Source organism: Paenibacillus melissococcoides, assembly GCA_944800085.1.
Lineage (GTDB): Bacteria > Bacillota > Bacilli > Paenibacillales > Paenibacillaceae > Paenibacillus_B > Paenibacillus_B melissococcoides.
Genome location: CALYLO010000012.1, coordinates 53,113 through 78,131 on the forward strand (window position 1 = coordinate 53,113; position 25,019 = coordinate 78,131).

The following is a 25,019-nucleotide window of genomic DNA, read 5'->3' on the forward strand; positions in this document are numbered from 1 at the left end:
CGATTGCAGGGGTGAGAAAGATTGCATAAAGAGTATTTTTTATTAAAGCTGAAGTATGGATTAATGTCGCTCCCGGCTGAAGATAGAGACGAGATTTTAGCGGAATATAGCGCCCATTTCGCATTCGGCGAGCAGCAAGGGCGGACGGAAGAGGAGATTGCGAGGGAGCTTGGCGATCCGGAGGAGCTGGCGGTCGAGCTGCTCGGGGCCCGGGATGAGGGAGCTTTCGGCGGGGACAAAGGGCGGGCAGACCAGCCTTCGGATTTCTACCGGCCAGATATGGACCGGGGACCGGACATGCAGGGGCCAAGCTATGGCCCGCACGGTACTCCACACGGTGTGCCGCACGGAACGTCGTACGGAGCGCCGCACGGAGCATCGTACGGAGCGCCGCCTATGCCGCCGCCGATGTATGATATGCCTTACAGGGACGGGTACGGCCCTCCATCGAGAAGCGCGATCCGCATCATCGCCGCTATCTTCTCTTGTTTTTTCGCCGTGCCGCTGGTTATCGCCGGGTGGGGATTATGCGTGGCCCTGGCTTGCGTCGCATTCGTCCTGTTGATTGGACCGCTGCTGTACCTGTTGAAGCTGGCCTTCGGAGGAGCGTTCTATGGAGCGGAAATGTCAGTCATGTTCATCATGTTCGGTATCGGCATTTTCATGATTCAGGGCATCGGTCTTTTGTTCCGCGCCTATGGCCGCCTGAATCGCATTTATTTCCAATGGGTTGCAGGAAGGGAGAGAAGATAGATGAATAAGACCATTGTGAACATGGTCGGAATCGGCTGCATTGCCGCCGGAATATTAGGTCTCTTTACATTCGGGACCGAGACGCTGACCACTTCTCAGCTCCCGCATTATGAATATACGATCGAGGCCGGAACCGATTTGAAGCGGGTCGAGCTGCAAGGAGACCGCGGCGATATTGAGGTCAATTGGGTGTTCGACGGGGGGAACAAGATCGAGATCAACGGGCAGGCTCCGGATAAGGTGATATCCAACCTGAGCGAGGCGAAGGTGAGCAATGGAACGCTGGTGCTCGACTATCGAACCAAGGAGCCGGAGCAATGGATTCGGCTGATCGGCGTCAACACCCAAAATCAAAACCATGAAATCACGATACATGCGACGGAGACACAGGCCCTGGAGCGTCTGAAGGCCGATTTGGCCATGGGAACATTTAAGATTACCGGCGGCCGGGTGGATGAACTGGAGGCGAGCAGCAATCTCGGGGAAGTGATTGTGAAGCAGCTGCAGGGGAACCGAGCGAAGCTGTCCTCGGATGCCGGCACGGTGCTGGCGGAGGACGTGGATGCGGTGATCGAGGCCAGCTCCTCTCTCGGCCAGGTCAAGCTGCTGCATACGACCCAATCCGTCACGGCCAAGGCGGATGCGGGCAATGTCGTCATCGATCAGAAGGAACCGCACCCGATCAAGGCCAGCAGCAATCTCGGCAGCATCAAAATCTCGGTATCGCCGAAGTTCGAAGGCATTTATGATCTGCGTACGAATCTGGGGGATATCGACGCGCCGGATTCGAAAATGAAAAGCGATATGGTGATTCGGGCCCGAACGGATCTTGGGGAGATTACCATTGTCGAAAAATAGCTTGTGATCTGGAGAGATGTGATTATAATCGGTTATAAGCGAATGTTCAAGGCGTCGGCGGCCGGATGCGGTTAAAAGACGATTTTTTGAACAACCTCTATAATGAATTCATTTTGCTTTGCGGCATGAAAAGGGGCAATACGATGAAACCGATTCAGAAAGTACTCACATTGGCAGGCTCTGATTCGAGCGGAGGCGCAGGCATTCAGGCCGATTTGAAGACGTTCCAGGAGCGCGGCGTATACGGCATGACCGCGATAACGACGATTGTTACGATGGACCCGGACGATTCCTGGGCGCACCGCGTCTTCCCGATCGAGCTATCCACGATAGAAGAGCAGTTGAAGACGATTCTGAGCGTAGGCATTCAAGGCATGAAGACGGGAATGCTGGGCTCGATTGATATCATTGAATTGGCCGCGCGGACGATGGAGAAGCATCACATTCCGAACGTTGTCGTAGATCCGGTCATGGTCTGCAAAGGAGCGGATGAAGCTCTTCATCCGGAGACGAATGACGCGCTGCGCGACATTCTGGTGCCGAAGGCGACCGTCGTTACGCCGAATCTGTTCGAAGCCTCGCAATTGGCGGGCATGGCACCGATCCGTACGCTGGACGAGATGAAGCAGGCGGCCGCGCTGATCCATGAGAAGGGCGCCAAGTACGTGCTTGTGAAGGGCGGCTCCAAGATCGGCCTGCCGACCTCGGTCGATGTGCTCTATGACGGCACGGACTTCGAGCTGCTGGAGGCGGAAGTCATCGACACTACCTTCACGCATGGCGCGGGCTGTACGTATTCGGCCGCAATCGCCGCCGAGCTGGCGAAGGGTCATTCCGTTCGCGACAGCGTCCATGCGGCGAAACGGTTCATTACGGAAGCGATTCGCCACTCGTTCCGCCTGAACCAGTATGTCGGTCCGGTTCGGCATAATGCGCTGCGCCAGGTTGAGCACGGGGAAGAGGAGTAAGGGAACCTGACCGCGGGCACCCGGAAGCGGGGCAAGCTTTCGGGAAGGCGAATTTAACTTTTTATTGGCAGCCGGGCGAGGTCCTTGCCTAATGGATCGTCCTGTGCTACAATAATATTGCTGTTTTCATGCAGTTGAACGTTTTCGAAGGTGTTAGCGCATTGGAGGTGGAAGTTGTGGAAGTTTTCTTGAAAATATTGCTCGTCATTTTTTCAATCGGATTGATTGGCATAGTCCTGCTGCAAAAAGGGAAAAGTGCCGGCCTGTCAGGCGCCATCTCCGGCGGTGCGGAACATCTCTTCGGAAAGCAAAAGGCGCGTGGTTTGGAGCTCTTCATGCAGCGTGCAACCATCGTAACGGCTGCAGGCTTTATGATTGTATCGATGATTGTCGCTTATTTGGGAACGAAATAATGAGAATGAGCAAGCGGGGACGTAAGGTCTCCGCTTTTTTTGCTGTGTGCATGCCGGTCTGCAGGGGGAGCGGGTTAAGCGGAGACTGCGTTATGCGCTGGCCGGGCGGATAGATGGGGGGCGGAACGGCAAAAACTGCATGGCACGATTTCCGCCGCTCCGGGAAGACTGGGTACTGAGCCTGCATCTGTAACCGGTGGGGGCGCACTTGAATCTGCTAATAGCAACCGAATGGATGGGACGCCGCGACCGCTGATGTTTTCGCACTTTATTACGTGTATACGTGGGTATATATTGGTATACTGTTACAAGCAAGGTCATGGCGAGGTGTGAGGTGAGGACATGATAACGGAACAACAGTTGTTGGATTTTATGCGCGAAACCGCTTATAAGCCGATGACCTATCACGAGCTGGAGCAGCATTTCGATCTTCAGGATGCTGCCGACTTCAAAGCATTTCTCGTACTGCTTACGCGGCTGGAGGAAGAAGGACAGATTCTCCGTACCCGCTCGGATTGTTACGGCGTCCCCGAGCGAATGAATCTGCTGCGCGGCCGGCTGCAGGCGCATGCGAAGGGGTTTGGATTTCTGATACCGGATGAAACGGGACATCCCGATGTATACATTCATGCCAACGATATGAAGACGGCGATGCACGGCGATATCGTGCTCGTCCGCATCACCAGCAAGGGAATGGACGGAACGCGGATGGAAGGCGAGGTCGTGCGTGTCGTCAAGCGTGCGCTGGAGCAGATTGTCGGCCTTTTTGAAAATCATGAATCGTACGGCTTCGTTATCCCGGATGACAAGCGGATTAACCGGGATATTTTCGTCGCGCGCGAGCATATGCACGGCGCGGTTACGGGACAGAAGGTCGTCGTTCGCATCATCGTCTATCCGGAAGGCCGGGCGGCGGCGCAGGGCGAAGTGATCGAGGTGCTCGGGCATAAGGATGATCCGGGCGTCGATATTTTGTCGATTATTCGCAAGCATCAGCTTCCGGAGGCTTTCCCCGCCGAGGTGATGGCGGAAGCGGAGGCGGTGCCGGATGCGATTAGCGAAGAGGAGATCGTCAGCCAGGGACGCCGGGATCTGCGCGGCATGACCATCGTGACGATCGACGGGGAGGACGCGAAGGATCTCGACGATGCCGTCCATGTGGTGAAGCTGCCGAACGGCCATTATGAGCTCGGGGTTCACATTGCCGATGTCGGCTATTATGTGCCGGAAGGCTCGGAGCTGGACCGGGAAGCGTATGCGCGCGGCTGCAGCGTTTATCTGGTGGACCGGGTCATTCCGATGCTGCCGCATCGGCTGTCGAACGGCATCTGCTCGCTTCATCCGCATGTCGATCGGTTGACGCTGTCCTGCGTGATGGAGTTCGACGAGAAGATGAAGCCGGTTCGCCATGATATTTTCCCGAGCGTGATCCGCACGGTGGAGCGGATGACGTATACGAATGTGCGCAAAATCGTCGAAGGCGAGGATCCCGAGGTCACCGCGCGCTATGCGGAGCTGGAGAACTTCTTCCTGCTCATGAAGGAGCTGGCGCTGAAGCTGCGGAAGCGGCGCATGCAGCGCGGGGCGATTGATTTCGACTTCGAGGAGTCGAAGGTGATCGTGGATGAGCAGGGCAAGCCTGTCGATATCGTGAAGCGGGAGCGCTCGATCGCGGAGCAGATTATCGAGGAATTCATGCTGGCGGCCAATGAGACGGTGGCGGAGCATTTCCATTGGCTGCGCGTGCCGTTCCTGTACCGGATTCACGAGGAGCCGAACGCGGAGAAGCTGTTCCACTTCATGACGTTCGCGGCCAACTTCGGTTATGTCGTGCGCGGCAAGGGCAATTCGGTCCATCCGCGCTCGCTGCAGACGCTGCTGGAGGAGATCGAAGGCACGCGCGAGCAGACGGTGATCAGCACGATGATGCTGCGGTCGATGAAGCAGGCGAAGTATGATGCGGAGAGCACCGGCCACTTCGGACTGGCTGCCGAGTTCTATACGCACTTCACGTCGCCGATCCGGCGCTATCCCGATCTTGTCATTCACCGCATCATCCGCGAGGTGATCCAGAACGGCGGAACGCTGCCGGAGAAGCGCCATGAATATTTGGAGACGCGTATGCCCGACATTGCGCAGCAGTCATCGGCGCGCGAACGGGTGGCCGTCGACGCCGAGCGGGATACGGAGGCGCTCAAGAAGGCCGAGTTCATGCTCGACAAAATCGGGGAGGAATTCGACGGCATCATCAGCAGCGTGACGAGCTTCGGCATGTTCGTCGAGCTGGACAATACGGTGGAAGGCCTAATCCGGCTTAGCGGTCTGACGGATGATTATTATCATTTCCACGAGCAGCATATGCTGCTGGTCGGGGAGCGCACGTCGAACATTTTCCGCATTGGCGACGAGGTGCGCATCCGGGTAGGCCGGGTCAATCTGGAGGACTACACGATTGATTTTGAACTCGTGAGCAGCGCGCCGCGGTATAGCGACCGGGATGCGCGCGAGTTCGGGTTGGACCTGCGCAAGCGCAGCCGCGGGGGCAAAGGCGCCGAGCGCAGCGGCGGCCGCGGCGCGGGCCGCGAGCGCGGCGGGAAGCGCGCCGCCCGGGGCGAGGAGCGCGGCGGCGGCAATGGGCGCCGCGGGCGTCAGGGCGGCCCGGGCGCGCGCGCGGAGGCTGCGCCGCAGCCATGGCGCGGCAGCGGGGCGAGCGCCGGGGCGCAACCGGCGGATTCGCCGGGAGCGGACACGGAAGCGAGCGCGGCGGAATTGGCCGAGTCGTTCGACGGCGGGGAATGGTACAATCAGGCCGAGTTCCGCGAGCGGCAGGGCCGGCGAGGCCGCGGCCGGCGCGGGAACGAGCCGCAGGCGAATCCGTATGAGCGCAGCTCGGGCAAGCGGGCCCGCGGCAAGGGCGGCATTCACCTGGGCCAAGGCGGCGGCAAGGCGGAGAAGGCCGGTTCGAAGTCCGACGGCGAGAACTGGGTCGATGACCTGATTGAACGGGCCGAGGCGGAGGCGAAGGAGACGCAGCGCCGCTTCGACTTCGGTTCCGGACGCGGCGGATATGGCCGGCGCAGCAGCGCCGCGCCGAACGGCGGCGGCAAGAAGGGCCGCAAGAGCACGTCCGAGAGCGGCATTTTCATCGGCGAGCCGGCCGCCCGGGCGCGGAAGCAAGCGTGCCAGGCCGCACGCAAGAAGCGGAAGGCAAGCAGCCAGACCGCCAAGTTCGTGCGCAAGAAGCGGTAAGGAATAGACAGCCAGGCGGCCCTTCGGGGCCGCTCCTTCGGCCGAGCATCCAAATTCCCCTTCAACTGAAAAAGTTTTCTAAATTCATTTGCTATTTATAATTGAATATGTTATACTTACATTGTTGTTAAATTTGAACCGCTATTAACATATTGAAAAGGGTATCATTTTACACAATGGAACTTTTTTCAATATGTGAATTTTTTTATATCTGATGTAAAAAATGGATCATATTCATTTAATTTTTGGAGGTTTGTTTATCCATGCAAACAGGTACAGTAAAATGGTTTAACGCAGAAAAAGGCTTCGGTTTCATCGAAGTCGAAGGCGGCAGCGACGTATTCGTACACTTCAGCGCAATCAATGGTGAAGGCTTCAAGTCCCTGGACGAAGGCCAACGCGTCCAATTCGATGTGGTACAAGGCAACCGCGGACCACAAGCTGAAAATGTAACCAAGCTGTAAGTAAACGCCGGGCTGCTCTGAACGTACGTGAGGGGCAGTTCTTTCTTTTGGTCCGATTATCAAAAGGAGGGGTATCAATATGAATTATCGCAAGAAGCCAGTAGAGGAAATTCCGGTGGAGAACACGCCCATCTGGTCGTGCACGAATGAGGACTGCAACGGCTGGATGCGGGACAATTTTGCTTTCGAACTGGAGCCGACTTGTCCGATGTGCTCCTCTGCCATGGCGCGTGATATGAAAATGCTGCCTTTGCTTGTCAATACGAACGGCGATTCGAAAGCCAAGAGGTCGGACGAATAGCCGGACGCTATCCTCCTCTGTCCTATCAAGGAGCTGACTGACGGTGGGCTTCTTGTACAGCAGGGGATGGTTCCTTTGTTGATGAATCGGAAATCCATGCAGTTGCAGGTTGTATGCGAGGGCCTTCCGCTTATGCGGTTGGCCCTTGCTGTGTTGGGTTGAAGGACTCTTGCTCCGCTATTGGTTCTCTCCATGCGCCTGTGTGGCTTGAATTGTCTGTTCGCCAAGAAGCCATGAGATGGTTCGGTATTGGGCATTCTAATGAGGCAGGCCCACGCTTCCGCGCGATAAAAACGGTTCTAATTCACCAGCATACATATGGTATAATATACATATTGTTGGGAGAGGAAGGGCAAGGTGATGGCAGATGACTCCTGCGGATATTTCTCTGGTTGATGTGGTGCTTCGCATGGTGCTGGCCGTCGTCCTGGGCGGCTTCATCGGGTTGGAGCGGGAGAAGCGAAGCCAGGCCGCCGGCCTGCGCACGCATATGCTGGTTAGTCTCGGGTCGGCGCTTGTCATGCTGATCTCGGTGTACGGATTTCCCGTTCTCGACGGGCGGGACAAGGCGCAGGTCGATGTGGCCCGGATTGCAGCCCAGGTGGTCAGCGGTGTCGGGTTCCTCGGTGCGGGCACGATTATTCGCAATGGCACGAGCGTGAAAGGGCTGACGACGGCCGCTTCGCTGTGGGTGTCGGCGGCGATCGGGCTCGCCTGCGGTTCGGGCTTTATTACGGCGGCGCTGCTTGGCTGCGGGTTATCGCTGGTCGCGCTGTGGGTATTGAATCAGTATGATATCAAAAATCGGGTCGCCCACCGTCTTCATCTGTTGGAGATTATCGCGGACGAACGGGAAGGCTGGCTCACCGCGATGACGAAGGAAGTCGAGGCCCAGGGCATGTCGGTGCGCAGCTTCCGCATCCACGCCGTGTCCGGTGCACGGAGCAAGAGGTGGACCCGATGGCTACAGTCTGAGCGGGAAGAAGCGAGCGCTTCCGAAGAGCCTGATGATGCGGAAGGGCGAAATGAGGAGGATCAAGAGCCTGCGGATGGGGGGCCCGGTTCGGGCCGCTATATGCGCATCGAGCTGAAGGTCTTGGCCGAGGACATGAAGTCGATCGCCGCGTGCTCCGAGCTGCTTCTCGCGAAGGAAGGCGTTCGGGATGTGCGGCTTGTGTCCTGAGGTGTTTGTTTCGGTTTGTACAGGGTGATTCATTGTTCATCTGTTTGGGAGTGGGGAAGTTCGGAAATGGCCGCGGTATCGGCTTGAGTCGGATGGGGCTTTTTTGATACAATATAAGTCTAGTCCGATTGCTGTCTTGCCGGTATCTACGCCTTCCCGAATGGGTGCGGCCGTGCGGGAATCAGGATTGGCACTCATTACTGTTGTGCGTTGGAGGTCGTCGATCATGGGGAAAAAGACCGATGGCAAGGTATTGGCTCAAAATAAAAAGGCGTCCCATGATTATTTCATTGAGGACACCTATGAGGCCGGCATGGTACTCACGGGAACCGAGATCAAGTCGCTCCGGCTGGGCAAGGCAAACATCGCGGATGCGTTCGCGACGATTCGGAACGGCGAAGTATTCGTGCACAATATGCACATCAGCCCGTTCGAGCAGGGCAACCGGTTCAATCCGACGGATCCGACCCGGGCGCGCAAGCTGCTGCTTCATAAGGAGCAGATCAGCAAGCTGATCGGCTTGACGAAGCAGGAAGGCTATACGCTGGTGCCGCTTAAGATCTACGTGCGCAACGGGTATGCGAAGCTGCTGATTGGTCTGGGACGCGGGAAGAAGAATTACGATAAGCGCGAAGCGGCCGCCAAGCGCGATGCGCAGCGCGAGATTCAGCGGGCCCTGCGGGAGAAGCAGAAGTATTGAGCGGTGTCGGCGGGACGGACACTATCCAGTCTTCTCCCTCCTTGGCAAGAAGTGAATACACATTATGGCCTGATTTATGGTATACTAGATATATCGGCCGTATAGGCTTCAGGTGGAGCTGGCCGGGCGATGGCATGCAATGCACCGATGTCTCGACATCTTAATCCGAGACGGACTACCCCTTGGGGTGAAGCCTCATCCGCTTCGCTTCGATTATGGGGGCGTTCTTGGATTCGACGGGGATAGTTCGAGCATGGGTAGCGGGTAGTGGGGACGCGTCCGCTTCAACAACGCTAACGCCAAATTTAAACGGCAAACAACAAACTTCTTACGCATTGGCAGCTTAATAACCTGCTAGCGTGCTTCTACCCTGCATCGCCCATGTGCCGGGATAGGGGCTCAACTTCAGTGGGATACGCCGCGTAGTCTCCGCCTGGGGCTAACGGAAGAAGACAATCAGGCTGACCTGTGAGAAAGCCGGTTACAGGGCGTTCCCGCAGGTGACATCAAAACTGTGACTACACCCGTAGAAGCCTGTGTGGCGTTATCTTCGGACAGGGGTTCGAATCCCCTCGCCTCCAAGAGTGTACTTAAAATGCTAAGTACATTGTTGGAGGCGTCTTGGACGAGACCGGGGAAGAGAGTCAAGCCGTGAGTATCTGAATGATATTCCACGTGCTTGACTCTTTTTTTATGATAATTTGCCGGAACATCGATTGAATGAGCTGCTTTTGTGTTTCTGCTTCGAGGTAGTTCCAGTTATCTTTTAAGTTCAGCATGGCATTTTTGATTTCATCGATTGACAGGTCATTGACGTATGGATCGTCATATTCTTGGTATTCAGCATATATTGCCTTCATCCGCCGATCTTCTTCCTCAATCAGTTCAGCATATTCTTCAGCGGTAAAAGTCCCGTCACCAACAGCTATTCTCCAATTTTTACGGCGTTTTTTACTTATTTCGATTTCACGTTGGAGACGACGGATGTCTTTCCTCGCTTGCTTGCTGTCCTTTTCACGAATCTTATTACTGGTAATAACTAAATTCTTGAAAATGAGCTCCACCAATAAACGTTCAGATATTGCCGGAGAGTCGCATGTATTATTTGCATAGTTATTTCGGCATCTGTAGCTTTTATAAGTACGAGTCCCGTCTTTCACTTTATGGGTGGACGAGTACCCGATGTAAGTGGCCCCACAACAGCCGCACCGCAAGATTCCGCCAAACGGATATTCATGGCTTGTCTTGCTCATATACCCGTCAGCCTTACGCTCCATCATCTTACGGACTTTGTAAAAATCAGTTTCAGATACGATGGGGTCATGGTCGCCATTGACTATGATTCGCTGTTCTTCTGGCCAATCTTCTGGTTTAAAGTGGTTTTTTCCTATATAGGTATAGTTTGTTAACACCATGCGCACATACTTGCTATCCCATACACCGCCTTCTTTCCCCCTGCTGTGCTCATTCATCGTTTTCGCGATTGCGTTGACTCCCTTGCCAGACAGATAGAGCCGGTATACTTCCTTCACCAACTCAGCCTCCGCATCGTTTAGGGTTAGGTCCCCATCGTCATCCCTGTCATATCCAAGCGGAGGCCTGGACATGTGCCGGCCGCCTTTGCTAATTTTTTTGACCAGCCCTTTTAGTGTTTCTTCTCTCAGATTATCTAGATATATTTCGGCAAAGATGCCGTTAAAAAGCAGGAACGCCTTGCCCATCGGGGAGTTCGTATCCACTTCATCACTGCCGAGCGATGCGATAATCAAGCGCTTGTTTAGCTTATTTATCAATTCGATAAATTGATAGATGTCCCCCAGATTTCGGCTCAGGCGATCGAGCTTGTGGATCAGAATAGCATCGAAGCGCCCGGCCTTCATATCTGCAATTAGCGCCTTTATGCCTGGGCGCTTTTTTATTGTCTTGGCACTAATGCCAGGATCGGAATATACACGATATAATTCAAGCCCCTTCTTCTCCAGCAGCTCCATCAAAATATCATGTTGCGCCTCGAGCGAAAAACCCTCTTCAACCTGACGATCCGAGCTGACGCGTGTATAAATTGCAGCTTTCATAAGCTCACCCCACATTGTTAATTTCAGAAATCCAACGAATCGTTAATGTCGTTAAACTGCAATACTAGGTTGCGGGGGGCAGCCCCATACCTTGCAGCAAGTCGCCTAAGCTTGAGTATGATATGTCCATCACGGCACACGAATTCTAATGGACTCACGGGAGATGCGCTGAGATGATCAGCATTATCAGTTTGTGGATAGTCTGTGGATAAAGGGATTCGCATCTCTTCTTTTTGCCAGTCCTCGCCTGCGACGTGAACAATTAACTGTGTAGGGGTATCCATTGTCGGATCGCAAAAAGAATAGACCTTGTTTTTTACCTGTGGCTCCAGCACCTTGGCGTAATCCGCATAAGTTGAGAACGACTGTCCCACTGCTGTTTTTAAAAACATACCGTTATACTCCCTTCTCATGATTTGATTAAGCCTTTGTGCAGCAAGAGTCGGTGTAACTTGGAATGTCATTGCGATAAACTCCGTGATTTCACTTCGCGTTCCTGGTAGCTCCAATGATTTGAGCATGTAATAAGGAATTGCCGCATAGAGCAAAAATGCGTCTGCATCAGCTTCTTGCGCTTCCCTAAACATTCGCGGCATCCTCCGCTGATCCCCTGAATGCCGTAGCACATGACAGAGCTCGTGAAAAAAAACTGTTCTTCTCGTCAGTTCATCAGACCGCTTATCCAGGAATATTACTGCCTCCTCGGTGTCGGAAAATGGAGGACAAGCTTCGAAGATCAGGTCTATTCCGAATGTTTGAGCAATGTGCTCGATATCTAAATCCGTTGGTAACAGGATTCGGTGTCGTATGTATTTATTTCTAATCCATTGTTCTAAGGGAGTTTCGAAGTAGTGTCTAAACATAGATGCCCTCCAATGGGAATGTATGTTCTGTTTTTTTGCTAAAAAGAAAAGCCATTTCTGGCTTGGGTCTTTTAATCCGTCTTCTTCTTTGTTTCTCTTGCGGCCTCTTCGCGGGCCCGTTCTTTCATTTTGCGATATCGTATGAGCGCAGCTTCCATTTCTTCGATTTCATCAGGGGTGTACTGGTCAGGTCCACCGAAAAAAGACATGTTGATTTCATGTCGTAGCTTGTTAGTGCGACCAAGTAGATAATCGGAATCGACATCGAAGAAGTCTGCAAATAATAGGAGTTCGTTGTCGTCTACTCCACGCTTTCCAGCTTCGATGCGTGATAAGACGCTATTATTGATTCCTAATCTATCTGCCAACTCCATCTGAGTCAGGCCCATTTTTTCTCGCTGTTTCTTTATTCGATCGCCAACGCCCAACGAGTTCACCACCTTTATTTCCATTACAGCAATAATATTTTATCATTTTTCTATAATAGAAAAAGTATATTTTCTAAAATAGCAAAATATATATTGACTTTGCTGAAATAGAAAAGTATATTAGTGTCATAAGGTTGCTAATTCAGCAAAGACAGGAGGTGCAGGATGAAGGGTCAATCTAAGGTGATAAATACAAAGAAATTCAATTTGTTGTTTATTAAGTCTCGCCGAAATGATTTGAATTTATCCTTGCAGGAAATGGCTATCGCATTTGGGTTCAAAAATGCATCGACGTACATGAAGTACGAAGAAGGAACCTATTTGTTCAAGGCAAATCAATTGCCTGTTTTAGCAAGTATGTTGAATTGCAAAATCGAAAATTTTTTTGAGAATGATTTTGCTGATTTAGCAAATGGAAGCCATGATAAAACACTCCAGCGTAAGGAGGTAAGCTGATTGAAAGATACTGATGTTCAATCTAAAAAAATCATCGTTGATACCGGAGTCTTTGACCGCGAGTTGTTAGAAAAAGTATGCCGCGAAATCAAACAAAAGAAAGAGCAACAAAGCGGTAAATCAGCCTGATAGCCCAAGCAGGGTGGTGAATCTATGCAGTTTTCATGGAGCAAGAAGGATTCGCGTAAAGCATGCATTTGTCTGGTTGTTGCCCGTGTTAAGTGCAAAGGTATTGATTTGGATCAAGCTGTACACGAAACGCTTCAACACGGGCATGCGAAAAACCCGGAAGCCATCCCATACAGAGAATTGATGTCTCTTAAAAGAGACGCTCAGAAATTCATTGAAAAAAATAGCCGGTGCGGAATCAGCACCAGCGATAAGGGAATGGGTTCAGTTGGTGGATCTCCTTGATTCAATACTACTTTAATGCCATTTCATACACCATTCCAAGTTGGAATAAATCGGTTGTAAAAGGTAGGTGGAATTTGTGAGCACCAAAAAAAAAGCCGCCGACATCACGGCGGTAGTGCTAGAAACGATTGAAAATGGAAAAAAAACGATAAACCAAGCGCGCTCTGATTTTGGACTTGAGCCCATCGATGACCCAACTGCTGATGAATTACTTAAAAGAGAGTGATCTGGTAATCAGCAATTTTCCTTTCAGGGTCGTCCACGAATGTCATTGCATCGACTTCCATCCCGATCAAGCTACAGACATCTGGGATCATCGCCAATAAATCGGGCATAGAAATCCGTTTTTTAAATACTTTTTCAAGGGAATGTTGCAATTCACGAGCATAAATGGTGTTGAACTTTTCTCCAACAAAAAGCATGTCGTATTTTCTCATTGTTGCTTTTAGATCTTCTTCGGACTTAATTAATTTCGCCGATACTCTTAATTCTAAAAGAGTTTCAGTAACGAGTTTTACCTTATCCAATTCAGAACCTCCTTTCTTAATGAAATAAGAGTCTGACTAACTTTAATTCTATCGAGAGAGGGGATTTTCTTCCAGACAATAACAGGAAGGTGGTGAACAGGATGAAATTCGGTGCAATAATGCAGGCCTGCCGCGAACGGGCTGGCCTGAGCCAAGAGGAAATGGCAGCTCGACTAAATCGAACACAGAGCTGCATTAGTAAACTTGAAAACGATAAAAAAATTCCTGATATGCCCACTATGCTGCGTTGGGTTGAGGTGACTGGTGCTAAGGAAGTTCTTGTTGCATTTTTTTGTGGCATGGATGGGATGTCAATCATGCAAAATGTTATGTCGTTAATCGGTGGATGAATTTAAGAGGAGGGGTATCAATGAGTATTGCAAACGCAAAAATGGCAGCCCCGGCAGGCTACCATTCCGCTAATCAAAAAAAATCTTCTGTCTCCAGTATAGATTCTTCTGCACCAGGAATCAAGGTGCCAGCTTCACTCCTACGCGACCCGTATTGGGGAAGCATGCTGCACATTTTCATTAATCACTACAAGCTTAATCGTTATACCGCAAAATACATTGACTTCACAAATGAATCAATCAATATTAATGGCCTTCGGACAGCTTCCCGTCCATGGTCTTCATCTGAAAAATTTATGCTAAAGCTCGGGTTACATTTGTTCAACGAACGCAACAAGGTCAATTTATCGGATATGGATTGTTTGGACGACAACAACCGGAAGATTGCTATGCAAGCCATTGCGATTCGGTTCCGGATACCAGTCCAACGTGGTTTCGCTTATGACTGATATGACTTATTTGGAACTGGCGCGGCGGTATCGGAAGAACAAGCGAATGGTACGAATTTTACTAATCAACGCAAAACGTAAGGGCGCTTTGCTGGTGTTCCAGCAAAGCATTCCCAGCAATTCATCATGATTCAGGAGGTGCCGTATGGATACCGAAGTACATCCTCAGCCGAACGATCCGCACATTCGGATTGCTCATGAGATACATCGGGAGATAATCAGACGTAAATTCACCCAGCGGCAACATGACATTATCAATTTCATACTCACTCTTAGCTGGGGGTGTGGGAAACCATCGGCAAACATTCCGAAATTAAACCATTTTGCGTTATGCGGAGTTAAGGGCAATCACGTTCGGAAAGAGCTTGAGACCCTTGTCGAACATAATGTGATTATTTGGAACAAGAACCTGAATCTATTTCAATTTAACAAGCATTATGACCAGTGGACAGTGGATGTTGTTGACTCTTTCGACCACAAATTAATGAATGATTTAATCAAGTTAAATATCGAAAGTAGTCCGCTGAATATAGCAAAAAACATTCCTGAAACGGGAAGTCAGTTCCCTAAAAAGGAAACCGAAAACCATTCCCAAAATAGGGATGTAGTTCCCGAATCGGGAAGTGAGCACCCAAAAGAGGAAGGGCCAACTTCCCAAAATGGGAAGCGAAAACTTCCCGAAAAGGGAAACGTAATTTCGCTTTATCCCAATCAGGGCACGGCCTCAGAGCCTCCCGAAAGAAATGTTAAAGAAAATAATAATTATATATCTATTATCGATTATCTGAACGAGCGAGCTGGAACACGATACAAGCCGACCACCCAAAAAACGCGGGACCTAATTAAAGCCCGGTTCAACCAAGGTTTCACACTGGATGACTTTTACACTGTCATTGACAACAAGGTTCATGAGTGGGTTGGTACGGACATGGAGAAGTATTTGCGACCAGAGACGCTTTTCGGCAACAAGTTCGAGGGCTATTTGAACCAAAAGCCTTTAAAGAAGCAGAAGAAGGAACCAGTCACAGCGCCAAAGGCGAGCAAGCAAACCAAACAAAATCAATGGCTGCTGGAGCGCATTCGAGAGGAGGAAGCTGCTCGTGACAAGGACGGACGTCATGAAACTGTTTTTTATCCTGAACAACGTCTACCCGACTTTTACGGCAGATGACGAGTACAAAATCGAAGTTTGGCACCGTATTTTGGCGGATTACCCGTTCGAGAACGCTGAACGCAACTTGTACCTGCACATCCGCAATAGCCAGTATCCGCCGACTCCTGCGGACCTAATGCGGCCCGTGTCGCCTGTTGACCATTATCGGCAGCAGACGCAGGAACGGCTGGCGGCGGTGAATCAGTGGGCGCTTGAAATGACGCAAAGGGGGATGTTGACCGATGGAACAGATTGAGGCGGAACAGGCCCTACTCGGCTCCATCCTCTTGGAACCGGAGCTTATAGACGAGTGTAGCCTGCAGGCGCAAGACATGTCAGCCCCAGAGCATCGGATCATCTTCGAGGTGATGTCGGAGCTTCGGCAAGCCGGGAAGCCTATCGACATCGTGGTCATGGCGAGTGAGTACCAGGCTGAGATTATTGACGCTGGCGGGATATCTTACTTGACCAGGCTGAGCCGGGCGGTACCTACGACGGTCAATTTCAGGGAATACGTTGAGTTAGTGCGGCGTGCATCGCTTTGGCGGCGGGCAGCCCGACGGGTCAAGGATGGATTTAATCTTGATGGGCCGGAGGCGCTGGCCGCTGAACTCCAGGCTGCCACGAATGAAATCATGGACGGGCTGCAGCTTGGGCAAGGCTGGCGTAGAGTCAGTGACATCCTAAACGGACATGAGGACGTTATATTGCAGCGTCAGCAGATGAAGGGCGTCACCGGCGCACGCATGGCAAGCAGGCATCTGACCACGATGACAAGTGGGCACCAGCCCAAAGAATTGACGATCATCGCGGCGCGGCCATCGGTCGGTAAGACTGCCTATATGCTCAACGATGCCCTGGAAGCAGAGGCGGGCGGCTACGTCGTCGGGATATTCAGCCTGGAGATGGGCGAGCTGTCCCTGACCGAGCGAATGATTTGCCGTCTGGCCCACCTGGACGGATTCAAGCTTCGGAACGGCATGTTTAATGACGAGGATTGGCAACGCTACACGATGGCGCGGGATGAGCTTAACCGACGGGAAATTTACATAATCGATAAGGGCTCAATGACCATCAATGACATTTCGCTCAAGGTCCGGGAACTCCGCCGGATGCATCCAGGCCGGAAAGTCATTATTTACATCGACTTTCTGCAGCTTATCGACGGCGGCCGCAGGTTCCCAAATAAGCAAGAGGAAACGAGTTTCGTCAGCCGTTCTCTGAAATGGGTGGCGAAGGAGTATGATTGCCCGGTCGTGGTCATCAGTTCCCTCAGCCGGGCCGTCGAACAGCGCCAGGACAAGAGACCAATGCTGTCCGACCTTCGGGAATCCGGCCAGATAGAAAGTGATGCCGATGTGGTGCTGCTACTCTACCGTGACGACTACTACAACCAGGAAACAGAGAAAAAGAACATCATTGAAATTATCATCGGGAAGGGCCGGAATATCGGGGCGGGCATCGTAGAAATGGTTTACATGAAAAATTTTCAGAAACTTGTGGATATAGAGTATCGCTGATGAGGGAGGGAATAGAGTGCGGGAAATAGTCGTCGACCAATTTTGTGGTGGCGGTGGGGTAAGCACGGGTTATGAACTCGCAACAGGCGTAAGCCCTGACATTGCAGTCAATCACGATCCTGACGCTATCCTGATGCACGAAACGAATCATCCTCTTACTAAGCACTACCAGGAAGATGTGTTCCTAGTAGATCCCTATGAGGCTTGTGCAGGACGTACCGTTGCCCTTAACTGGCTGAGTCCATCGTGTTGTACACATCACAGTATTGCTGCGGGTGGTAAACCGAAAAACAAGCAATTGCGAGGGCAGGCATGGCTTGCAGTTAAATGGGGGGCAACAGTAAGCCCAAGGGTTCAGATCCTTGAGAATGTAAAAGAGTTTAGGTCATGGGGGCCGCTGCTGAAAAACGGCCAACCAGATCCTAAACGGAAAGGCTTGACTTATAAAAACTTTGTAAATGCGTTAAAGAGGCAGGGGTATCGGGTTGAGACAAACATTCTGAAGGCCTGTGATTACGGAGCACCGACAAGTAGAGAAAGATTCTTCATGATAATGAGGCGTGATGGCCGGCCTATTGTTTGGCCCAAGCCAACGCATGGAGATCCAAAAAGTCGAGAGGTCAAAAAAGGATTGTTGTTACCTTGGCGGACTGCTGCGGAATGCATAGATTGGTCGATAGAATGCCCGTCTATCTTCACCCGCAAGAAGCCGTTGGTTGAGAAGACATTACGGAGAATTGCAAAGGGATTAAAACGCTTCGTGATTGAATGTGATGATCCGTTCATCGTGCCAGAGCATGCAGCGGTTAGTAACTTAGACGATAAATCTGATTTGGTAGTCGCGTTCCTTTCGAAGTACTACGGTGAAGTGTCGCCTAATGATGCTAGGGGGCAATCGCTCAATGAACCGCTTCACACGATAAGCACAGCGAATCGATTTGCGCTTGTCACCAGCCATTTAGTGAAATTCAGGGGCGACAATTACGGAACAGCAACAAATGATCCCTTACCAACAATATCGGCCCAAGGGACTCATATCGGCGAAGTAAGGGCCATGCTCATTAAATACTATGGAGCCGGCATAGGCCAAAGTCTAAATGAGCCGCTTCATACAATACCGACAAAGGATCGATTTGGACTTGTACTCATAAAAGGCACGCCCTATCAAATCGTGGACATAGGTTTCCGCATGTTGGAACCACATGAGTTATTTCTAGGGCAAGGGTTTCCTTCAAGCTATATCATTGCTGTTGACAAATACGGGAGAAGATACCCTAAGAGTGCACAGGTCGCCCGCTGTGGTAATTCTGTACCGCCCCAATTTGCAAAAGCACTAATAAGGGCAAACTTGCCAGAATTATGCCTCGGTAGTGGCCGTGCGTTTACTCTAAGCAAATATCATGCAGTGGAGCAAGTCGGCCAGCTTGCAATGAATCTATAAATGTGTGGGCGCTACAGCGCCCTAAGGGGAGAGGAATACATGAAGCGATTTCGAGCGAAGCAGATCACCCAACTAATTAGCCGGACGCCCCCAACAATTAGAACCTTTTGGGCACCTCAAATACATGTAGATGGGCAGTGGTGTTGCCTTTCTGATGACCACACCCAGACTGGAATAATCGAAACGGAAAGTGAATGGAAAGCCCTCGAAAAAGCCGAAGCAACCTATCTCGAATATAAGGAGAGTGTAGAACGATGATCAAGCAAAGCTTGCAGGCATGGCGAGAAGAAGCAAAGCGGCGCTTCGGAGATAACGGGGCTGCTTGGAAATTCAAATGCCCGTCGTGCGGAAACGTCCAGTGTGGTCATGACTTTGTAGATAAATGCTCCGTGGACGCCAGCAACGGGGCGAACATGGCATATCAGGAATGCATCGGGCGCCATACCAAAGAGGCGGGATGTTCTTGGGCAGCCTTCGGATTTTTGGGCACGGTTGGAAAAGGACGACTAGTCATCACGCCGAACGGAGACGAAGTAGAAGTTTTCGACTTTGCAGATGGGGAGAGTGAAGCAAATGAATAAGGCGTCATACGCTCGCGGTACCTTGCCGGGAATAGGCGCACTGTTCGCGGCTGTCGAGCAAAACAGAGTCATGAAAGCCATAACGATCATCCAGCCCTGGGCGACGCTGATTGCTATTGGAGCAAAACGGTTTGAAACAAGAAGCTGGGCGACAACACATAGGGGCCCTATCGCCATCCATGCGGGTAAGAAAATTGATCGGGATGCATACATGAGCGAACAAATTTACAGCACCCTACAAAAGCATGGGATCATGTTCATTGATGACCTGCCAACAGGGGCGGTTGTTGCAGTATGCACGCTTTCTGAATGTTGGAGAATAAGAAGGACGGAAGGCGACAACGAGGGCCCTGTTTGGCTCGACAATGCAGGAGGACAAACATTGGGATGGGGTGGGGTCTATCCTCTTGAATATCATTTCGGTGATTATACTCATGGCCGCTTTGCTTGGGAATTGAAAGAGATTAAACGTTTACCGGAACCACTGTCAGCCAAGGGGCAACAAGGGCTGTGGAATTGGCAGCCCTAGGGAAGGAAGGTATAGGGGATGAATAACGGCACGATCATACAAATGCCAAAATACCCTTGCCAGTTCTGCAAAAAGAACGAAGCAACGCAATTATGCGACTTTGTGATCGACTATTTTTGGACGAGCGCAAAAGATGAATCGGGAAAGATGATCGGCACGTGTCGTCATACGTGCGACAACGAAATGTGCAAAGAGTGCGCAATACAAGTCGCCGGGCATGAGTTTTGCCCATCGTGTGCCAAACTGCATAAATACGTGCTGCAGCACCATGATCGGAGGCCTAGGCCCATGATGGCAGCAACTTTATACGGGAGGTATGAGAAATGAAAGTCAAAGCAAAAACGTACTGGGTCTGGACGAAACTGGCCGAGGAAACCTTTGACCATCGATATACGAAAGGAGGGCAAAAAAGAGTAGCCGGCGAACCGACATTCGGAAATCCGGAAGAGGTAGATTTGGCCTGGCTTAACCGTGGTTATGTGATAGATGCCGAAGATTATGTACCGGCCGATGGACAAATGGACATATCGGAATTGGGGATCACCGTTTGAAAAATGAGAATCCACTGCTGTGATTGGCGTCGTAACAGTGGATTCTCGAACATATATTCTCTCTCATAACCAATATAACATAAAAGGGGAATGAGGGGAATGTTGGTGGCTGAAAAATGGGTACAAGGCGAATTATATCCGTCCGTCACAACTGCGGATAAGCAACGTACACGGATTCTCCTAACCGAGTATACAAAAAAGAAAATGATGGTTGATGAACTATCAAAAAGACATAATCTTACCCCTCAGCAAAAGCAAATATATCAAAGGGATAAGAGGCTTGTCGATAATATCACACTAGCCTTCAATCTCATTCAGGATGAAGAAGTGAAAAGAATAATCGAACATCGTTTCTTTAAGCTTCGAAGGTATAAAAATACATCAATCCACTTTCGCAGCATAATGTCAGAAAGAACAATAGATCGCAGAATTGATGAGGGGATTCAGTCAATTGCAGATAGCCTGAAATTATGGGGGATTATCTGAAAAGTGACGGTAATTTGGCGGAATCATGGCGGCGGCCTGACGGTGGTACGGGGATACAGTAGACACATAGAGCAAGCAATTGCTCGGGTGATGTCTGCTGCCCCTTATCGCTGCAGGCTCTCGGCCGTGCTGTGGGTATCATAATACCTTAGACGCCAGTCGTCAAGGGTACGGTGTGAGGCGGGGTTAGATGCCCCATTTTTATTTTATGGCCTTAATGGTTTGGACAGGTTCGATTCCTGTCAAGGTCATTATTAAAATGAAAAAAGGAGCGGCCTTATTACGGCCGTTTTTGTCGTACGGTTGCCACCTATATGTAGAGGCGTAGTTATTCATAACCTTTAATCTATACAAGCCGTCCCTTCGGGGGCGGTATTTTTTTACGAAAGGAGTGGGGGGGTGGAAAACAAACTAAAAAAACCAAGAGTCAAGCAGCCAGCACAATGCAAAGGGTGTGTATGGGGCAGGTGGGAAGCCCCTGTTCAGTTTTGCTTCAAGATAATAGAGTGCGAAAAAGGGGCATATCCGAAGGTGGGTGATCCGATTGAACGTCGTCCAACCGATCCGTGATCCCGAACTATTGCAAGACATCTTAGACTTTTTGGAAAGCACGAATTATCGTAATTACATTATGTTTCTAATCGGAATCGACACCGGGCTACGCATCAGCGATATCTTGCGCTTGCGGGTTCGGGACGTCGCTGGATCGCACATCACAATCCGAGAAAAGAAGACAGGCAAGCAGAAGAGGATATTAATTACTACGGAGTTGAAACAAAAGCTTGCCCCGTATATTGAGGGGAAGCCGCCGAACGAGTTTCTAATAAAAAGTCGTGAAGGGCTTAACAGACCAATCACACGTGAAATGGCGTATAAAATCATTCGTGCTGTGGGCGATGAGTTTGGCTTGTCAGAGATTGGGTGTCATACACTTAGGAAAACCTTCGGATACATCTTCTACAACGTCACGACAAAAAAGGACATTGCACTGCTGATGAATTACTTCAATCATTCCTCGACGCAGGAGACACTTCGCTATATAGGGATGACGCAGGACACGATGGACATGGCTCTAAAAAGGCACAGAAGATAACCAATTACACATATTTGGGATGCGTTAAACTCATTTCGAGGAAGCCCAAAAATCCTATGACACGCTTGACTTTTCTCGTATCTATTGAGTTTAACAAAACCCACACTATGTGTAACTCAAATAGGGTTTTATGTAAACAAAAATGGGGTGCATTTCGGTGGGATTGTTACCTAAAAAACCATGTAAAAAACCGGGGTGCAGTGAGCTTACAAGAAAAGGGTTTTGTACTCAACACGCCTCGTTAGCAAGAAGATATGACCGCTTTCGCGAGTCATCTTCTAAACGCGGATATGGTCACCGCTGGCGAAAATACAGAGAACACTACCTCGCGCTTCATCCGCTATGTGTATGTGATGAATGCCAAAGGAAAGAGCTTCCTTTGCCAGCCAATGTAGTGGACCATATTAAACCGCACAAGGGAGATTACAACTTGTTCTGGGACCCAGAGAACCACCAAGCAATGAACAAGCGATGTCATGATAGGAAGACGGCCAAAGAGGACGGAGGTTTCGGTCATGGACTATACAACGATTACTATTAAGATTGCGATAGTGCTCCTAATATTAATCAATGCTCGCTATTTGGAAAAACAAATAGATGCTCGTAAGTATGGGCGAGCAGCTAAAATAATGGCGATCACAGCTTTACTCATAGCATCATATACACTTTGAATGGAGCTTCATTATTCGGAGTCTCAGGGGATGGAGGGACATATGAAGCAAAAACTTATGACTCATTATTGCTTTAATAAAGACTGTGATTATTTAGAACAAAGTCATAAGATTCGCGATGGTTGGAACTGTCCTAAGTGCAAGGGACCCATCAAGAGCGAAGATGCCCCCAGGGGTCGAAAAAGTGCGGTCTCTCCGCGTAGACCGCGTGGGCCTCAAATGCGAAAAAAAGTCCCCGTAACGAAATAGGGGAAACGGAGGTTAGAATGTGGGGAATCCTGTAATTAATTTTAACCACATGCGAGTGGGGAAAAAAGGTGGAGGGAAGAACTGGACTAAAAAAGAAGTGGAAGCCCGGGAAGAGGCGGCGAAGAAGTTCACCAGAAAGAAAAAGCTTAAACTCCGCATACCCGATTGGCTGGACGATTCAGCTCGAAAGATTTGGCGTAAGACGGTCAAGGACATGGAAGAATTCGGCGTACTAGATAAAGTGGATGAGGATGTACTGGGCATTTACTGCGATGCCGTTTCCAAGGTACAGGAAGCGAATCGGCTGATTGACGAGTATGGGTATACGGAAGTCAACAAGTCGGGGGTACAGGTGCCGAACGCGTATGTTCAAATGTCTCAGAGATATGCGAATATCGCACTCTCCTATTCCAACAAGCTTGGGCTTAATGCAGAGTCGCGGGCGCGCCTAGCCAAACGACAAGCAGACGGGGACATAGACCCAAATGCCGAACTCTTCGATTAATTGGGATGATCTCCATCCGACTCATCGCTATGCCGCCGAGGTGGTGTTAGGGCTGCGGATGAGCTGCGAGATGGAGCGTCTTGCATGCCAGCGGCATCTGGATGACTTGCAGCACCAAGCAACGCCGGACTTTCCGTATGTCTTTGATGAGAGCCGCGCTGATCGGGTGTTTGATTGGTTCGAACGCTGCTGCCGGCACGTTCGTGGCGTGTTCAGCGGCCAGTTGATTGAGCTTCTCCCCTTCCAAAAGTTCGATATGGGATGCGTCTACGGTTGGGTGCACATGGAGACCGGCCAGCGGCGGTTCCGCAAGGCTTTCCACCTCCGCGCTCGCGGTAATGTAAAATCTACCGAGATGAGCGGGCTCGCCTTGTACGGTATGTGTGGGGATTGCATCTATCCGCCAGGGGAGCCGGAGAAACGAAGATACGAACACAGTCCGGAAGTGGACTGCGCGGCGGTGGACAAGGGGCAGGCAAAGCGGGTATGGGGCGACGCTAGAGAGATGGGGATCAACAGCCCGGAAATCTCTAAGCGGCTGCGCATCCGAAGGGGATACATTGAACACGCGACGCGCGGGGGACTGCTCAAGCCGCTCTCCAAGGACACCAAGAATAAGGACTCCGGTGCGCCGTGTCTGGTCGTTATCGACGAATATCACGCACATCCGACATCCGAAATCCTTGATGTGTCATATTCCGGTTTTGGGAAACGTCTGCAGTCGCTAATGCAGATCATTAGTACTGCCGGCAAGGACGCGGAGAACAGCCCGTGCAAGAAGGAATATGACTTCCTGCGCAAAATGATGCGCGGCGAGGTCCCGATGCAGGAAACCTATTTTGTCATGATCCGGGAATTGGATGAAGGCGACGATCCGCACGACGAAGCGCTATGGCCGAAACCCAATCCTGTGCTGCAGGAGGATAACGATTACTCCGAAGAACTGCGACGCCAGATAAAAGCCGAGCACGATGAGGCGTTCGGTAGCGGAGATCCCGACAAAATTCGGGAGTGGCTGACCAAACGCGTAAACCTGTGGCAGAAAGATAGCGAAAATAAGTATATGTCAAGCCGACATATGGCGAAGTGGAAGTCCCTTGCGGTATCGCGAGAGGACTTTTTTGAGCTGGTACAAGGTTGGGAGACATGGAGCGGTCTGGATTTGTCTAAAACTACGGATCTGACCGCTGTTGGGTATGTGTTCAGGCTGCCTGATGGGCGTTTTGCGGTCACAGCACACGGATTTATGCCAGCGGAGCGGGCAAAACAGCATGAGCACAGTGACCGAGTGCCTTACCGCCAATGGGCGAATGAGGATTGGTGTACGCTGACCCCCGGCGAGGTCGTGGATTATGGCTTTATTCGGTCACATATGGAGCGGATGGAGCGGGAGCATCAGTGGTTTGTCAAAGAGGTTTGTTATGACCCGTACAATGCCACTCATTTCACACAGCAGCTTGAGGCGGAGGGATACGAGCGGGTGGAAATCCGGCAGGGCGTCCAAACGCTCTCGGAGCCGACGAAATTTTTCCGCGAATTAGTGCTTAAAGGGCTGATAGTCCACGATGGCAGCCCGTTGTTGACATGGTGTTTATCAAACGCTATAGAAGTCATCGACAATAACGGAAATATCAAGCTGTCCAAAAAGCATAAGGACGACAGCCAGCGCATTGACCTCATTGCTGCGATCATCAACGCAATGGTGCGTGCGATGATTGGCGACGGCCGGATCGACCTCAATGCCCACATCATGGATGATGACTTCTCGTTCTAGGAAGGGGGTGAACGA

The 25,019-nt window shown here is 50.8% G+C and carries 32 protein-coding genes and 1 other RNA gene; 29 read left to right on the forward strand and 4 right to left on the reverse strand.

All coding sequences use genetic code 11. From position 1 onward, the window contains the following. The first annotated feature begins 21 nt into the window (after window positions 1–21). The 10 genes from OCY70_RS28970 (at window position 22) to ssrA (ending at window position 9,471) form a co-directional block, all read left to right on the forward strand. Window positions 22–753: a DUF1700 domain-containing protein gene (locus OCY70_RS28970; RefSeq protein ID WP_213428476.1), complete on the forward strand. Its 732-nt coding sequence runs from the start codon at window positions 22–24 to the stop codon at window positions 751–753. Next, window positions 754–1,611, forward strand: coding sequence for a DUF4097 family beta strand repeat-containing protein (locus tag OCY70_RS28975; protein WP_213428475.1), 858 nt, complete (start codon window positions 754–756; stop codon window positions 1,609–1,611). Window positions 1,612–1,754: 143 nt separating this feature from the next. Further along, a complete protein-coding gene (pdxK, locus tag OCY70_RS28980) occupies window positions 1,755–2,579 on the forward strand; it encodes a pyridoxine/pyridoxal/pyridoxamine kinase (RefSeq protein ID WP_213428474.1) in 825 nt (274 codons plus the stop codon). Window positions 2,580–2,755: 176 nt separating this feature from the next. Continuing rightward, complete coding sequence (gene secG / locus OCY70_RS28985; protein WP_213428489.1) at window positions 2,756–2,992, forward strand: preprotein translocase subunit SecG; 237 nt, start codon at window positions 2,756–2,758, stop codon at window positions 2,990–2,992. 342 nt (window positions 2,993–3,334) lie between these two features. Further along, window positions 3,335–6,241 carry a ribonuclease R gene (gene rnr / locus OCY70_RS28990; protein ID WP_213428473.1) on the forward strand — a complete coding sequence of 969 codons (2,907 nt, stop codon included), beginning with the start codon at window positions 3,335–3,337 and terminating at the stop codon, window positions 6,239–6,241. A gap of 263 nt (window positions 6,242–6,504) precedes the next feature. Continuing rightward, window positions 6,505–6,705: a cold-shock protein gene (locus OCY70_RS28995; protein WP_168180847.1), complete on the forward strand. Its 201-nt coding sequence runs from the start codon at window positions 6,505–6,507 to the stop codon at window positions 6,703–6,705. A gap of 79 nt (window positions 6,706–6,784) precedes the next feature. After that, a complete protein-coding gene (locus OCY70_RS29000) occupies window positions 6,785–7,006 on the forward strand; it encodes a cold-shock protein (protein WP_213428472.1) in 222 nt (73 codons plus the stop codon). A 367-nt stretch (window positions 7,007–7,373) separates the two neighbouring features. Beyond that, complete coding sequence (locus OCY70_RS29005; RefSeq protein ID WP_213428471.1) at window positions 7,374–8,189, forward strand: MgtC/SapB family protein; 816 nt, start codon at window positions 7,374–7,376, stop codon at window positions 8,187–8,189. Between the two features lie 226 nt (window positions 8,190–8,415). Further along, window positions 8,416–8,889 carry an SsrA-binding protein SmpB gene (smpB, locus tag OCY70_RS29010; protein ID WP_168180844.1) on the forward strand — a complete coding sequence of 158 codons (474 nt, stop codon included), beginning with the start codon at window positions 8,416–8,418 and terminating at the stop codon, window positions 8,887–8,889. A gap of 217 nt (window positions 8,890–9,106) precedes the next feature. Continuing rightward, window positions 9,107–9,471, forward strand: a transfer-messenger RNA (tmRNA) gene (gene ssrA / locus OCY70_RS29015). A 62-nt stretch (window positions 9,472–9,533) separates the two neighbouring features. Here the strand turns inward: ssrA and OCY70_RS29020 are convergent. From OCY70_RS29020 to OCY70_RS29030, 3 genes are all read right to left on the reverse strand, one after another. Beyond that, window positions 9,534–10,964 carry a recombinase family protein gene (locus OCY70_RS29020; RefSeq protein WP_213428470.1) on the reverse strand — a complete coding sequence of 477 codons (1,431 nt, stop codon included), beginning with the start codon at window positions 10,962–10,964 and terminating at the stop codon, window positions 9,534–9,536. Window positions 10,965–10,987: 23 nt separating this feature from the next. After that, window positions 10,988–11,827: an ImmA/IrrE family metallo-endopeptidase gene (locus OCY70_RS29025; RefSeq protein ID WP_213428469.1), complete on the reverse strand. Its 840-nt coding sequence runs from the start codon at window positions 11,825–11,827 to the stop codon at window positions 10,988–10,990. A 71-nt stretch (window positions 11,828–11,898) separates the two neighbouring features. Beyond that, a complete protein-coding gene (locus OCY70_RS29030) occupies window positions 11,899–12,255 on the reverse strand; it encodes a helix-turn-helix domain-containing protein (RefSeq protein WP_213428468.1) in 357 nt (118 codons plus the stop codon). A 165-nt stretch (window positions 12,256–12,420) separates the two neighbouring features. On the opposite strand from OCY70_RS29030, the gene OCY70_RS29035 reads away from it, so the two are divergent. The 4 genes from OCY70_RS29035 to OCY70_RS29050 all read left to right on the forward strand — a co-directional run bounded on the left by OCY70_RS29035 (window position 12,421) and on the right by OCY70_RS29050 (window position 13,351). Next, a complete protein-coding gene (locus OCY70_RS29035) occupies window positions 12,421–12,711 on the forward strand; it encodes a helix-turn-helix domain-containing protein (protein ID WP_213428467.1) in 291 nt (96 codons plus the stop codon). Further along, window positions 12,712–12,840: a hypothetical protein gene (locus tag OCY70_RS29040; RefSeq protein ID WP_261945026.1), complete on the forward strand. Its 129-nt coding sequence runs from the start codon at window positions 12,712–12,714 to the stop codon at window positions 12,838–12,840. A gap of 24 nt (window positions 12,841–12,864) precedes the next feature. After that, on the forward strand, window positions 12,865–13,125 hold the full coding sequence (locus OCY70_RS29045) for a hypothetical protein (protein WP_213428466.1): 261 nt from the start codon (window positions 12,865–12,867) through the stop codon (window positions 13,123–13,125). Window positions 13,126–13,201: 76 nt separating this feature from the next. Further along, a complete protein-coding gene (locus OCY70_RS29050) occupies window positions 13,202–13,351 on the forward strand; it encodes a hypothetical protein (RefSeq protein ID WP_213428465.1) in 150 nt (49 codons plus the stop codon). On the opposite strand, the gene OCY70_RS29055 is transcribed toward OCY70_RS29050, so the two are convergent. Continuing rightward, window positions 13,338–13,652 carry a hypothetical protein gene (locus tag OCY70_RS29055; protein WP_213428464.1) on the reverse strand — a complete coding sequence of 105 codons (315 nt, stop codon included), beginning with the start codon at window positions 13,650–13,652 and terminating at the stop codon, window positions 13,338–13,340. The genes OCY70_RS29050 and OCY70_RS29055 overlap by 14 nt on opposite strands. A 101-nt stretch (window positions 13,653–13,753) precedes the next feature. Between OCY70_RS29055 and OCY70_RS29060 the strand changes: the two genes are divergently transcribed. The 15 genes from OCY70_RS29060 to OCY70_RS29130 all read left to right on the forward strand — a co-directional run bounded on the left by OCY70_RS29060 (window position 13,754) and on the right by OCY70_RS29130 (window position 25,004). Beyond that, complete coding sequence (locus OCY70_RS29060; RefSeq protein ID WP_213428463.1) at window positions 13,754–14,002, forward strand: helix-turn-helix domain-containing protein; 249 nt, start codon at window positions 13,754–13,756, stop codon at window positions 14,000–14,002. A gap of 20 nt (window positions 14,003–14,022) precedes the next feature. After that, window positions 14,023–14,451 (forward strand): hypothetical protein, encoded by a 429-nt coding sequence (locus tag OCY70_RS29065; RefSeq protein WP_249725138.1) that lies wholly within the window; start codon window positions 14,023–14,025, stop codon window positions 14,449–14,451. Window positions 14,452–14,596: 145 nt separating this feature from the next. Beyond that, on the forward strand, window positions 14,597–15,622 hold the full coding sequence (locus OCY70_RS29070) for a conserved phage C-terminal domain-containing protein (RefSeq protein WP_249725137.1): 1,026 nt from the start codon (window positions 14,597–14,599) through the stop codon (window positions 15,620–15,622). Continuing rightward, window positions 15,570–15,860 (forward strand): replicative helicase loader/inhibitor, encoded by a 291-nt coding sequence (locus OCY70_RS29075; RefSeq protein ID WP_213428462.1) that lies wholly within the window; start codon window positions 15,570–15,572, stop codon window positions 15,858–15,860. Before OCY70_RS29070 ends, OCY70_RS29075 begins: the two co-directional genes overlap by 53 nt. Then, on the forward strand, window positions 15,847–17,124 hold the full coding sequence (locus OCY70_RS29080; RefSeq protein ID WP_213428461.1) for a replicative DNA helicase: 1,278 nt from the start codon (window positions 15,847–15,849) through the stop codon (window positions 17,122–17,124). Before OCY70_RS29075 ends, OCY70_RS29080 begins: the two co-directional genes overlap by 14 nt. Before the next feature lie 16 nt (window positions 17,125–17,140). After that, a complete protein-coding gene (locus tag OCY70_RS29085) occupies window positions 17,141–18,565 on the forward strand; it encodes a DNA cytosine methyltransferase (protein ID WP_213428460.1) in 1,425 nt (474 codons plus the stop codon). Between the two features lie 254 nt (window positions 18,566–18,819). After that, on the forward strand, window positions 18,820–19,146 hold the full coding sequence (locus tag OCY70_RS29090) for a VVA0879 family protein (protein WP_213428459.1): 327 nt from the start codon (window positions 18,820–18,822) through the stop codon (window positions 19,144–19,146). Continuing rightward, window positions 19,139–19,675: an ASCH domain-containing protein gene (locus OCY70_RS29095; protein ID WP_306433935.1), complete on the forward strand. Its 537-nt coding sequence runs from the start codon at window positions 19,139–19,141 to the stop codon at window positions 19,673–19,675. Before OCY70_RS29090 ends, OCY70_RS29095 begins: the two co-directional genes overlap by 8 nt. A gap of 323 nt (window positions 19,676–19,998) precedes the next feature. After that, complete coding sequence (locus OCY70_RS29100) at window positions 19,999–20,226, forward strand: hypothetical protein (RefSeq protein ID WP_213428458.1); 228 nt, start codon at window positions 19,999–20,001, stop codon at window positions 20,224–20,226. A 99-nt stretch (window positions 20,227–20,325) separates the two neighbouring features. Continuing rightward, on the forward strand, window positions 20,326–20,712 hold the full coding sequence (locus OCY70_RS29105; protein ID WP_213428457.1) for a hypothetical protein: 387 nt from the start codon (window positions 20,326–20,328) through the stop codon (window positions 20,710–20,712). A gap of 544 nt (window positions 20,713–21,256) precedes the next feature. After that, window positions 21,257–21,805 carry a site-specific integrase gene (locus tag OCY70_RS29110; RefSeq protein WP_213428456.1) on the forward strand — a complete coding sequence of 183 codons (549 nt, stop codon included), beginning with the start codon at window positions 21,257–21,259 and terminating at the stop codon, window positions 21,803–21,805. A gap of 142 nt (window positions 21,806–21,947) precedes the next feature. Further along, complete coding sequence (locus OCY70_RS29115) at window positions 21,948–22,346, forward strand: HNH endonuclease signature motif containing protein (protein WP_213428455.1); 399 nt, start codon at window positions 21,948–21,950, stop codon at window positions 22,344–22,346. Continuing rightward, complete coding sequence (locus OCY70_RS29120; RefSeq protein WP_213428490.1) at window positions 22,321–22,476, forward strand: hypothetical protein; 156 nt, start codon at window positions 22,321–22,323, stop codon at window positions 22,474–22,476. Before OCY70_RS29115 ends, OCY70_RS29120 begins: the two co-directional genes overlap by 26 nt. Window positions 22,477–22,744: 268 nt before the next feature. Further along, window positions 22,745–23,230 carry a phage terminase small subunit P27 family gene (locus OCY70_RS29125; protein ID WP_213428454.1) on the forward strand — a complete coding sequence of 162 codons (486 nt, stop codon included), beginning with the start codon at window positions 22,745–22,747 and terminating at the stop codon, window positions 23,228–23,230. Then, on the forward strand, window positions 23,211–25,004 hold the full coding sequence (locus OCY70_RS29130; protein ID WP_213428453.1) for a terminase large subunit: 1,794 nt from the start codon (window positions 23,211–23,213) through the stop codon (window positions 25,002–25,004). Before OCY70_RS29125 ends, OCY70_RS29130 begins: the two co-directional genes overlap by 20 nt. The last annotated feature ends 15 nt before the right edge of the window (window positions 25,005–25,019 follow it).

Bases quoted from the DNA above. Each gene is read 5' to 3' on its own strand.
- OCY70_RS28975 (WP_213428475.1), top strand. From the start codon at position 754: ATGAATAAGACCATTGTGAACATGGTCGGAATCGGCTGCATTGCCGCC.
- pdxK (WP_213428474.1), top strand. From the start codon at position 1,755: ATGAAACCGATTCAGAAAGTACTCACATTGGCAGGCTCTGATTCGAGC.
- rnr (WP_213428473.1), top strand. From the start codon at position 3,335: ATGATAACGGAACAACAGTTGTTGGATTTTATGCGCGAAACCGCTTAT.
- OCY70_RS28995 (WP_168180847.1), top strand. From the start codon at position 6,505: ATGCAAACAGGTACAGTAAAATGGTTTAACGCAGAAAAAGGCTTCGGT.
- OCY70_RS29000 (WP_213428472.1), top strand. From the start codon at position 6,785: ATGAATTATCGCAAGAAGCCAGTAGAGGAAATTCCGGTGGAGAACACG.
- OCY70_RS29005 (WP_213428471.1), top strand. From the start codon at position 7,374: ATGACTCCTGCGGATATTTCTCTGGTTGATGTGGTGCTTCGCATGGTG.
- smpB (WP_168180844.1), top strand. From the start codon at position 8,416: ATGGGGAAAAAGACCGATGGCAAGGTATTGGCTCAAAATAAAAAGGCG.
- OCY70_RS29020 (WP_213428470.1), bottom strand. From the start codon at position 10,964: ATGAAAGCTGCAATTTATACACGCGTCAGCTCGGATCGTCAGGTTGAA.
- OCY70_RS29025 (WP_213428469.1), bottom strand. From the start codon at position 11,827: ATGTTTAGACACTACTTCGAAACTCCCTTAGAACAATGGATTAGAAAT.
- OCY70_RS29035 (WP_213428467.1), top strand. From the start codon at position 12,421: ATGAAGGGTCAATCTAAGGTGATAAATACAAAGAAATTCAATTTGTTG.
- OCY70_RS29045 (WP_213428466.1), top strand. From the start codon at position 12,865: ATGCAGTTTTCATGGAGCAAGAAGGATTCGCGTAAAGCATGCATTTGT.
- OCY70_RS29060 (WP_213428463.1), top strand. From the start codon at position 13,754: ATGAAATTCGGTGCAATAATGCAGGCCTGCCGCGAACGGGCTGGCCTG.
- OCY70_RS29065 (WP_249725138.1), top strand. From the start codon at position 14,023: ATGAGTATTGCAAACGCAAAAATGGCAGCCCCGGCAGGCTACCATTCC.
- OCY70_RS29070 (WP_249725137.1), top strand. From the start codon at position 14,597: ATGGATACCGAAGTACATCCTCAGCCGAACGATCCGCACATTCGGATT.
- OCY70_RS29075 (WP_213428462.1), top strand. From the start codon at position 15,570: ATGAAACTGTTTTTTATCCTGAACAACGTCTACCCGACTTTTACGGCA.
- OCY70_RS29080 (WP_213428461.1), top strand. From the start codon at position 15,847: ATGGAACAGATTGAGGCGGAACAGGCCCTACTCGGCTCCATCCTCTTG.
- OCY70_RS29090 (WP_213428459.1), top strand. From the start codon at position 18,820: ATGATCAAGCAAAGCTTGCAGGCATGGCGAGAAGAAGCAAAGCGGCGC.
- OCY70_RS29095 (WP_306433935.1), top strand. From the start codon at position 19,139: ATGAATAAGGCGTCATACGCTCGCGGTACCTTGCCGGGAATAGGCGCA.
- OCY70_RS29100 (WP_213428458.1), top strand. From the start codon at position 19,999: ATGAAAGTCAAAGCAAAAACGTACTGGGTCTGGACGAAACTGGCCGAG.
- OCY70_RS29105 (WP_213428457.1), top strand. From the start codon at position 20,326: ATGTTGGTGGCTGAAAAATGGGTACAAGGCGAATTATATCCGTCCGTC.
- OCY70_RS29115 (WP_213428455.1), top strand. From the start codon at position 21,948: ATGGGGTGCATTTCGGTGGGATTGTTACCTAAAAAACCATGTAAAAAA.
- OCY70_RS29120 (WP_213428490.1), top strand. From the start codon at position 22,321: ATGGACTATACAACGATTACTATTAAGATTGCGATAGTGCTCCTAATA.
- OCY70_RS29130 (WP_213428453.1), top strand. From the start codon at position 23,211: ATGCCGAACTCTTCGATTAATTGGGATGATCTCCATCCGACTCATCGC.